The sequence below is a fragment of the Streptomyces sp. NPDC005899 genome, from assembly GCF_040629645.1.
In the GTDB taxonomy this organism is placed as follows: Bacteria; Actinomycetota; Actinomycetes; order Streptomycetales; family Streptomycetaceae; genus Streptomyces.
The window spans coordinates 1-8,212 of record NZ_JBEXWB010000292.1 but is presented as its reverse complement, the minus strand read 5'-3'; the positions used below and the strand labels follow the sequence as shown (position 1 = coordinate 8,212).

9 protein-coding genes are annotated in these 8,212 nt (G+C 68.8%); 2 read left to right on the top strand and 7 right to left on the bottom strand.

The features are described 5' to 3' along the window. Nucleotides 1–183 precede the first annotated feature (183 nt). From ABZ371_RS25365 to ABZ371_RS25345, 5 genes are all read right to left on the bottom strand, one after another. The gene (locus ABZ371_RS25365) at nucleotides 184–732 is read right to left on the bottom strand and encodes a GNAT family N-acetyltransferase (protein WP_358683624.1); all 549 of its coding nucleotides are present in this window, start codon (nucleotides 730–732) and stop codon (nucleotides 184–186) included. A gap of 10 nt (nucleotides 733–742) precedes the next feature. Further along, a complete protein-coding gene (locus ABZ371_RS25360) occupies nucleotides 743–1,483 on the bottom strand; it encodes a helix-turn-helix transcriptional regulator (RefSeq protein ID WP_358683622.1) in 741 nt (246 codons plus the stop codon). Next, nucleotides 1,480–2,004 (bottom strand): DUF6879 family protein, encoded by a 525-nt coding sequence (locus ABZ371_RS25355; RefSeq protein ID WP_358683620.1) that lies wholly within the window; start codon nucleotides 2,002–2,004, stop codon nucleotides 1,480–1,482. The genes ABZ371_RS25360 and ABZ371_RS25355 overlap by 4 nt, the downstream gene beginning before the upstream one ends. Continuing rightward, nucleotides 1,988–2,179 carry a hypothetical protein gene (locus tag ABZ371_RS25350; RefSeq protein ID WP_358683618.1) on the bottom strand — a complete coding sequence of 64 codons (192 nt, stop codon included), beginning with the start codon at nucleotides 2,177–2,179 and terminating at the stop codon, nucleotides 1,988–1,990. Before ABZ371_RS25350 ends, ABZ371_RS25355 begins: the two co-directional genes overlap by 17 nt. Nucleotides 2,180–2,600: 421 nt before the next feature. Beyond that, a complete protein-coding gene (locus tag ABZ371_RS25345) occupies nucleotides 2,601–3,881 on the bottom strand; it encodes an LCP family protein (protein ID WP_358683616.1) in 1,281 nt (426 codons plus the stop codon). A 119-nt stretch (nucleotides 3,882–4,000) separates the two neighbouring features. On the opposite strand from ABZ371_RS25345, the gene ABZ371_RS25340 reads away from it, so the two are divergent. Then, nucleotides 4,001–4,549 (top strand): acyl-CoA thioesterase, encoded by a 549-nt coding sequence (locus tag ABZ371_RS25340; protein WP_358683614.1) that lies wholly within the window; start codon nucleotides 4,001–4,003, stop codon nucleotides 4,547–4,549. 175 nt (nucleotides 4,550–4,724) lie between these two features. Here ABZ371_RS25340 and ABZ371_RS25335 read toward each other — a convergent pair whose 3' ends face one another. Beyond that, nucleotides 4,725–5,177 (bottom strand): DUF1772 domain-containing protein, encoded by a 453-nt coding sequence (locus ABZ371_RS25335; RefSeq protein WP_358683612.1) that lies wholly within the window; start codon nucleotides 5,175–5,177, stop codon nucleotides 4,725–4,727. Between the two features lie 286 nt (nucleotides 5,178–5,463). Continuing rightward, entirely contained in the window at nucleotides 5,464–6,828 is a 1,365-nt protein-coding gene (locus ABZ371_RS25330; RefSeq protein WP_358683610.1) for an LCP family protein, read from the bottom strand. 335 nt (nucleotides 6,829–7,163) lie between these two features. On the opposite strand from ABZ371_RS25330, the gene ABZ371_RS25325 reads away from it, so the two are divergent. After that, on the top strand, nucleotides 7,164–8,186 hold the full coding sequence (locus ABZ371_RS25325; protein ID WP_358683608.1) for a glycosyltransferase family 2 protein: 1,023 nt from the start codon (nucleotides 7,164–7,166) through the stop codon (nucleotides 8,184–8,186). Nucleotides 8,187–8,212: the final 26 nt, after the last annotated feature.

Sequence of the window (8,212 nt, the reverse complement as noted above, 5' to 3'; positions counted from 1 at the left end):
CCCGATTGACCCCCGTCGAGTACGAAGCCATCATGACTCCACCCGCAGCCCTGGCTGCATAAACCCCACTGTCACCCGATCATGCAGCAGTCCCCCGTCCGGATGGACGGGGCCTTCGGTGTTTTGACTACGCGAGTGGGCAAGCCAGTTCATATGTCACCCGATCGTGCAGCAGACTCCCGATCAATCGGACGGCGTGAGCGAAGACCACACGCCGAACCACTGCTCGGCGCCCCACGCCTCGAACCGTTCCACCTCAGTGAACCCCAGCTTCGCCGCGAGGCGCATCGAACTGGTGTTGGCAGTCTGGGTATAGAGCACCACCGGCTCACCGGGCAGGGCGGCAGCAAACCAGTCGAGTGCCGCTGTGCATGCCTCGGTGGCGTACCCGCGGCCCCACGCCTCCGGTAGGAACAAGTAGCCGAGTTCTGTCTCTCCGGCCTCCAGACGGCAGTTACTCGGACTCTCGGGGGCGTGCGGTTTGAGCTGGACCGTGCCGATCATTGCTCCGTCGAGCTCGACCACGAACCAGCCACGGCGCTGCCCGGGCACCTCGGGCACCGTGTGTTCAAGCTCGGCGCGCGGTTGAGGGCCACCAAGGTAGGCGTTCACCTCTGGCGAGGCGTTCAGCTCGATGACCGTCGCGCGGTCCCGGGCCTCCGACTCGCGGAGTACAAGCCGCTCGGTCTTGATCGGGGCAGGTGGCCACGCGAGGGGTCTGGGGTCAGCCATGCCAGCCAACCTAGCCAGCCGGATCGATGTAGAGCTTCACATCTCGCGGGTCCGTAACGACGACTTCGGCATGGACGGTTTCAACGGTCACCATGCGGTCGTCACGGATGACGAAGGCATGATTTGCGATGTCGTGTTGCTGAACGCGCAGAGGGACTATCCGGATGTCCACGTGGGAGAGCCGTGAAATAGAGACGATGCGATCAAGCTGAGCAGCCGTCATCTGCGGTCGCACGATGCGCCAGCGCAGAACAGGTTCGGTGATGATGAACCGAAGTGACTTTGCGGTGTCGTAGAGAACCGCTTGCCGTTCAAGTCGCCCATTGATCGTTCGCTGGAGTGCGTCTTCACTCAGGTTGTGGCGTTGCAGAATGGCCCGGATGTACTCGGGAGTCTGGAGCAGGCCCGGAACGAGCGCGGGTTGAAACAGCCGCAGTACAGACATCTGGGCTTCAAGAGCCTTGGCGGCCTGCTGGCCCTTGTGGACCCCGATCCGCTTGAGCAGGCGCCACGCCGTCGCCTCCGTCGCTGACGCGCGTGCGGCTTCCGCGTACTCCGCTTTGACCTCGTCCGAGACGCCGATGGCGGTCAGGATGCGCTCTACGTCCGTCGCGCTGGGTGCCAGCTTCGCATTCTCGATCTTCGACAGCTTGGACGGAGACATGAGGGCGCTGCGGGCCACCGCTTTGGCTTCCTTGCCGGATGCCACTCGCAGCGCCCGCAGCGCGGCTCCAAGCTGTGCTCTGTTCACGTCCCGTACTTAGCCCACCATTCGGTGAACGGTTCCGCGTGTGCGAGAGCCGCATCACGGTACCGCGTGAATTCCGCTGTTCGTTCCGGCGGTAGCACTTCCGAACCCAGGTAATTTCCGCTTCCGTCGTAGTTCATCACGGCCACGGATTCGGAGTCGAAGAACCAGAAATCCGGAACGTTCTGCAAGGGGTTGGGTTTGTCGGTGATGTCGAGGATGAAGAACTCTTCGCCCCCGCTCACGTTCTTGTGGTAGCCCCACCCCAGTTCGAACCTAAGATAGTCCGTGAGCGGGCGGGACAGGATGTGGACCCGGTATACCCGCTTCCCCTTCTCGGTGTGCGAGCGTAGTTCTTTGACCCATCCCGCGTTGTAGTCGTCGGGCTGTGGCTCCCCGGCCAGGAACGCCTGGTAGGCGTCGACGCTCCCGGACCTGCTGTAGTCGTCCAGGGTCTCCAGCCGGAATGCCTCGCGCTCGAACGTGTCGAAGAGGTCGCCGAGGGTCCTAGATGAGGTTGTCACGGATGGCCTTCTGGATCAGTTCCATCGGGATCTCGACCAGGGTTTCGTAGGCGGGAATCTGAAGCCCGTGGTCGGTCGGCGTCTCACCCTGTACCAGGAAGGTGCCACGATCCGTGGCGTAGATCGTCGGGCAGTCCTTGATGTCGCACGTGCTGACCAGCTTGGTGACCTTCATGGTCTGGGTTCCCCTCTCCCGTACCGCTGTCAGTGCCCCGCATCTGGGTTGATGCTCCCGAGGGGTGGCGCAAGGGTCAAGTGATCACGCTTGACGGAACGGGAAACCGCGTAACCTGCGCCCGGCCTGCTCGTATGCGGCGCGATTGGTGGTGGTGCCTCCAGCGCGCCTCCTGCCTGTGGAGACTGTTTACGATCATGGGGAAATGCTGGGGAGGCCCCCTCTGGGAGGGGTGTTCGTGCAGGCCAGAGCCGTATGGCCTGTAAAGCACCCAGATCTACGAGGGCACGAACCAGGTCCAGCGGATCGTGATGGCGAGGAACCTGCCGTAGCCCGCGGGCTGGACGGGCGCGTCGAGCCGCGCACGCGAAGAGGTCCTCCACCCGGCAGCGGGCGGAGGACCTCTTCGTGTGCGGGGGTGTCAGCTGCCCTTGACCGTGACCTTCTCGTCCTTCTTCAGCTGCTCGACGAGTTGCTTGACCTTGGCCTTGTCCCAGACCAGGTTGCCGTTCACGCTCTGTCCCGTGAGCGGGATGTTCATCGACGTGCCCTCGCCGCCCGTGACACCCTTCATCGCGAAGAACATGTTGGCCAGCGACCAGAGCGACATGTCCTTGTCGACGATCAGCGTGTCCAGGCCGGCGCCCATCGTCGGGTAGAGCTTGAACGGGTTGAGGATCGTCGACGGGGTGGCCGTCTGGGAGGCCAGGGCCGCGAGGAACTTCTGCTGGTTCTTCGTGCGGTCCAGGTCGCTGCCCGCGAAGGCGTACCGGGTGCGCACGAAGGCGAGCGACTGCTCACCGTCCAGGGTCTGCTTGCCGGCCTGGAAGTCGGCCCCGGACTTCTTGTCCTTGAAGGCCTTGGGGATGTCGAGCTCCACGCCGCCGATCGCGTCCACGATCTTCGCGAAGCCCCCGAAGCCGATCTCGACGTAGTGGTCGATGCGCAGCCCGGTGTTGAACTCGACCGTGCGGACCAGCAGCTCCGGGCCGTCCTCCGCGTAGGCGGCGTTGAGCTTCGTCGTGCGGCCCGTCCCCGCGAACTTCTTGCCGGACTCGGAACCGACGAACGAGGGGATCTCGACGTTCGAGTCACGGGGCAGGGAGATCAGCGTCGGGCCGTTCGAGCCGTCGTGCAGGATCATCATCGAGTCGGTCCGCTTGCCCTCGGCGGATCCGGTGTGCAGTTTCTTCTTGTCCTCGGCCGTCATGCCCTCACGACTGTCGGAGCCGACGACCAGGTAGTTCGTGCCGTCGCCCTCGCCCGGCCGTTCGATGACCTTGGAGAGGTCCACCTCGCGCTTGAGCTTGCCGTCCGCCCAGAAGTAGGTGCCGACGGAGACGGCGAGCAGCACGACCACGAGGGTCAGCGCGCCGACCTTGATGCGCCGGCCCCAGTCGGCGGCGGGACGGGGCTGGACGTATCCGCTGTCGCCGCCGCCACGGGGGCCGCCCCCGCGACCGCCCCCGCGGCCCTGTCCGCCGCCGCCGTAGACCTGCCCGGTGTTGTATCCGCTGTCGTAGCCGGGGGCCTCGTCATATCCCTGCCCCTGCTGCGGGGGGATGCGGGGCGGCGACTGCGGGGGAGCGGGGCGGCGCCGGACGTGCGGCATCGCGCGGGCGCTCTCGGGCCGGGAGCTCGCACTGCCCTGTCCGTACCGTTCGCCGGGTCCGCCGTTCCGCCCATCGGGCCATTCGCTCATGGGGAACAGTGTGCCGTCTCGGCCCTCGGCTCTTACAGGGTGTACCGGATTTCGGTCCGGGGCTGTTGCGAAGCTGATGCAATGCAACCGTGCGCAAGCCCCCGCATAAGGTGGAGGGCATGACAGACCAGCCCCAGCCCCCGGAGGGCGTGGTGGCGGACAAGCCGACCTCGGCCTCCCGGACCACCCTCAGCCACATCATGACCGGCAGCGACACCAACCTTCTGGGGACCGTGCACGGCGGCGTGATCATGAAACTGGTCGACGACGCGGCGGGTGCCGTCGCCGGCCGGCACTCGGGCGGCCCGGCGGTGACGGCCTCGATGGACGAGATGGTCTTCCTGGAGCCGGTCCGTGTCGGCGACCTCGTCCACGTCCGCGCCCAGGTGAACTGGACGGGCCGCTCCTCGATGGAGGTGGGGGTCCGGGTCATGGCGGAGCGGTGGAACGAGTCGACCCCCGCCCAGCAGGTCGGCAGCGCGTACCTGGTGTTCGCCGCTGTCGACGAGGAGGGCAAACCGCGCCGCGTCCCACGGGTGGTGCCCGAGACGGAGCGGGACAAGCGGCGCTACCAGGAGGCGCAGATCAGGCGTACGCACCGCCTGGCGCGACGGCGCGCGATCAAGGAGCTGCGGGAGAAGCGCGTCGCGGAGGGCATCGACGACTGAGGCCGGGCCGCGGCCCCGCACTGCGGCCGCCGGACCCCGGTACGCGGCTCCTTCCGGGGGGCCGGCCACCGCAGGCCGGCGGCGCCGGGCCGACCGCGCGGGCCGCGCGAGCCCAGGAGGCCGCAGCCCGTCCCGAGCGCGCGACCCGCCCCGGGCCCCCGGCCCATGCCTCCCGTCAGGCATGCACCAGCGCGACGGCGAACAGGGCGAAGCCGAGCACGATGACGGCCACGCGGACGTAGTGGAACCGGTCCCACCGCCCCATCTGCTCCTTCCAGTCCTCCGGCACCCCCGCGTGCGACCAGGTCGCCACGCGCGAGTTGATCGGCACGAGCAGCAGGATCGACATCACCACGCTCAGCACGAGCATCCCGGCGCCGGCGGCGACGAGCGGTGCCCCCTCCTCGCCCCACGCGAGCACGGCCCACACCGTGCCGAGGGCCACCGATCCGATGTACCAGAAGGGCATGACCCGGCCGAGGAGGCGTGCCCCGTCGCTGCGCGCGGCCAGTCCGCCGTTGTCCGGGAGCCGGTCGAGGATCGGGTTGAGGAACACCGCCACGGCGAATTCCACCCCCACCATCATTCCGGCCACGATGACGGTGGTGACGGCCAGTACGTCCTGCATGTCCCCTCCCCAGGGTATGCCTAGCGGTGCTAGGTCATGGCTCGATGCTAGGCCTTCCGCCGTTATATTGTCTAGCGCCGCTAGAAGTTCGCTCAGTGGCCCGTAAGCGGACAGCGGAACAGCGGGACAGTGGGCAACCTGGCACCGGCCGTCGCACCCATGGCCGACGGACACGCCGAGGCCGCACGACGCGCGGCGCAGGATGCACGACGCGCGGCGCACAGGTCGCACGGCGCACGACGTACGCGCACGGCACAGGACGCGCGGCCGAGGGCGCCGCGCCGGGTCAGGGGCAGACCACCTGGTCGCCCGTCACCGCGTCGAACTCGCCCCGCTGCGGGTCCTCGCCCCGCACCCGCCGCACCTCGCCGAAGTCCGCGCCGGCCGTCACCTTCATCGTGCCGCCCTGCCCCTTCACGGCCTTGAGCTCGCAGCCGGGCAGCGCCGCGGCCAGGGATCGCGCCGACCGGTCCCACCGGGGGTCGTAGCTGACCAGGGTCCGCTTGAGCACCTTCGGACCGATGTTCAGCGGCAGGCGGGTGGTGTCGAACCCGGTGCCGCGCAGAGCCGCGTCGACCTCCTGGCCGAGACCGTCCCGCGGTGTGCCGTTGTAGACCTGCACCCGGATCCGCTCCGGGGCGACATCCACGAGCGTGGCCTTGGCCCGCTCGGGCGGGTGCGCGGTGAGCGGCTTGTCCTCACGCAGCGCCCGGAACAGCCTCTCGGCCTTCGGCGCGTCCCACTTCACCGTGGCCCCGATCCCCTTGACCCGGTAGCCGTCCTTCTCCAGCGGTACGGAGGTGAACTCGGACGAGGCGGGGGTGAAGCGGCGCATGGCCTTGCCGAGCTCCAGCATCTGCTCGGTACCGAAACCCTCGTCGGCGCGGACCGAGTCGAGCATCGACGTGGCGACCCGCTGGAACTTCACCGGGTTCATCAGCACGCCGCTGCTGGTCGCCCGCTTGATCAGAGCGGCCATGAACCTCTGCTGGCGCTGCATGCGGCCCAGGTCGGCCGCCCCGTCGATGTGACGGGAGCGTACGTACTGCAGGGCCTGCCCGCCGTCCAGCTGGTGGGGGCCCGCGCTCAGGTCGAGACCCGTGTAGGCGTCCTTGAGCGGCTTCGCGGTGCAGATCTCCACCCCGCCCACGGTGTCGACGGTCTTCATGAAGCTGGTGAAGTCGACCTCCAGGTAGTGGTCGATCTTGATATCCGTCATCTGCTCGACGGTCCGCACGGTCAGCTGGGGGCCGCCCTCGGCGTACGCGGCGTTCAGTTTCAGCGGGTGGGTGGAGTGCCGCTTGCCGGTGGTGCGGTCGGTGTGCGCCGGGATCTCGGTGTAGGTGTCGCGAGGAAGGCTGACGACGCTCGCCCGCTGCCGGTCGGCCGACAGGTGCACGAGCATGAGGGTGTCGGTGCAGTGGCAGGGCTCGCCACCCAGCCGGTACTTCTTCCTCTCGTCCCGGGTGATCTTGTCGCGGCTGTCGGTGCCGACGAGCAGGAGGTTCAAGCCGTGTCCGCCCCGGGGGCGGTTCTTCATGTCCTTGAACGGGTCGACGCGGTCGATCCCCGTCTCCAGGCCGCTCACCACGGCATGCCCGATCCCGCCGGCGCCGAGCACGAGCACGGAGAGCCCGGTGGCCACCCGCATGCCCCAGCGGGGCGGCACCTTCCGGCCGCGCGGCAGGTCCGTCCGGCCGCCGCCACGGCGCTTCGCCCCTGGCTGCCGAGCGGGTCTGCGCCGCGCGGGGGCGGTACGGGGGCGAGGGGGCCGGGGCGATCGGGGCGGCGTGGGCACGAGGGACACCTCCGCGGTGCGTATGGGACTTTCGCACGGTAGGCCCATACGATCGTCAGACCGGGAGTACGCCTGGCGGCGCGCGCCGGTATCCCCCGTTCGCGGTAACGTGGCCGCCGAATCACACCGCTGCCCGGGGTGCTGAGCCCCCGGAGCCTCCGGCACCCCCCGAGGACCCCGAGGACCACATGTCTGCCGCGCCGTATCCCGCCGTCTCCGTGATCATGCCGGTGCTCAACGAGGAGCGCCATCTCAGGAACGCGGTCCGGCACATCCTGGAGCAGGAGTACGCCGGTGAGATGGAGATCGTCATCGCCCTCGGGCCCTCGGTCGACCGCACCGACGAGATAGCGGCCGAGCTGGTGCGGGAGGACTCCCGGGTCCACATCGTGCCGAACCCGACCGGCCGCACGCCGGCCGCGCTCAACGCGGCGATCAAGGCCTCACGTCACCCGATCGTGGTACGGGTGGACGGCCACGGGATGCTCTCGCCGAACTACATCGCCACCGCCGTCCGGCTCCTGGAGGAGACCGGCGCCCAGAACGTCGGCGGGATCATGCACGCCGAGGGCGAGAACGACTGGGAGGACGCCGTCGCCGCCGCGATGACGTCGAGGATCGGCGTCGGCAACGCCGCCTTCCACACCGGCGGACTGGCGGGCCCGGCGGAAACCGTGTATCTGGGGGTCTTCCGCCGCGAGGCGCTGGAACGGGCGGACGGCTACAACGTCGAGTTCATCCGTGCCCAGGACTGGGAGCTGAACTTCCGCATCCGCGAGGCGGGCGGGGTCGTCTGGTTCTCACCGGAGCTGAAGGTGCGGTACCGCCCGCGCCCCAGCGTCCGCGCGCTCGCGAAGCAGTACAAGGACTACGGCCGCTGGCGCCACGTGGTGGCCCGCTACCACTCCGGCTCGATCAACCTGCGCTACCTCGCCCCGCCGACCGCGGTCTGCGCGATCGCCGCGGGCATCGTCGTCGGCGCCGCCGTCACCCCGTGGGCGTTCGTCGTGCCGGCCGGGTACGTCGCGGCCATCGTGGCCGGGTCGCTGCCGGCGGGCAGGGGCCTGTCGCCCAAGGCGCGGGCCTGGATCCCGGTGGCGCTGGCCACCATGCACATGTCGTGGGGGTACGGCTTCCTGACCAGCCCCCGCTCGCTGGCGAGGAAGGTCATCGCGAGCCGCCGCCCGGCCGTGCGGGAGCAGACGGTCTGACGGCCGTCGGCGGACGGACCCGCACC

Coding starts and splice junctions, on each gene's coding strand:
- ABZ371_RS25325 (WP_358683608.1), top strand. CDS start 7,164: ATGTCTGCCGCGCCGTATCCCGCCGTCTCCGTGATCATGCCGGTGCTC.
- ABZ371_RS25340 (WP_358683614.1), top strand. CDS start 4,001: ATGACAGACCAGCCCCAGCCCCCGGAGGGCGTGGTGGCGGACAAGCCG.
- ABZ371_RS25330 (WP_358683610.1), bottom strand. CDS start 6,828: ATGCGGGTGGCCACCGGGCTCTCCGTGCTCGTGCTCGGCGCCGGCGGG.
- ABZ371_RS25335 (WP_358683612.1), bottom strand. CDS start 5,177: ATGCAGGACGTACTGGCCGTCACCACCGTCATCGTGGCCGGAATGATG.
- ABZ371_RS25365 (WP_358683624.1), bottom strand. CDS start 732: ATGGCTGACCCCAGACCCCTCGCGTGGCCACCTGCCCCGATCAAGACC.
- ABZ371_RS25350 (WP_358683618.1), bottom strand. CDS start 2,179: ATGAAGGTCACCAAGCTGGTCAGCACGTGCGACATCAAGGACTGCCCG.
- ABZ371_RS25345 (WP_358683616.1), bottom strand. CDS start 3,881: ATGAGCGAATGGCCCGATGGGCGGAACGGCGGACCCGGCGAACGGTAC.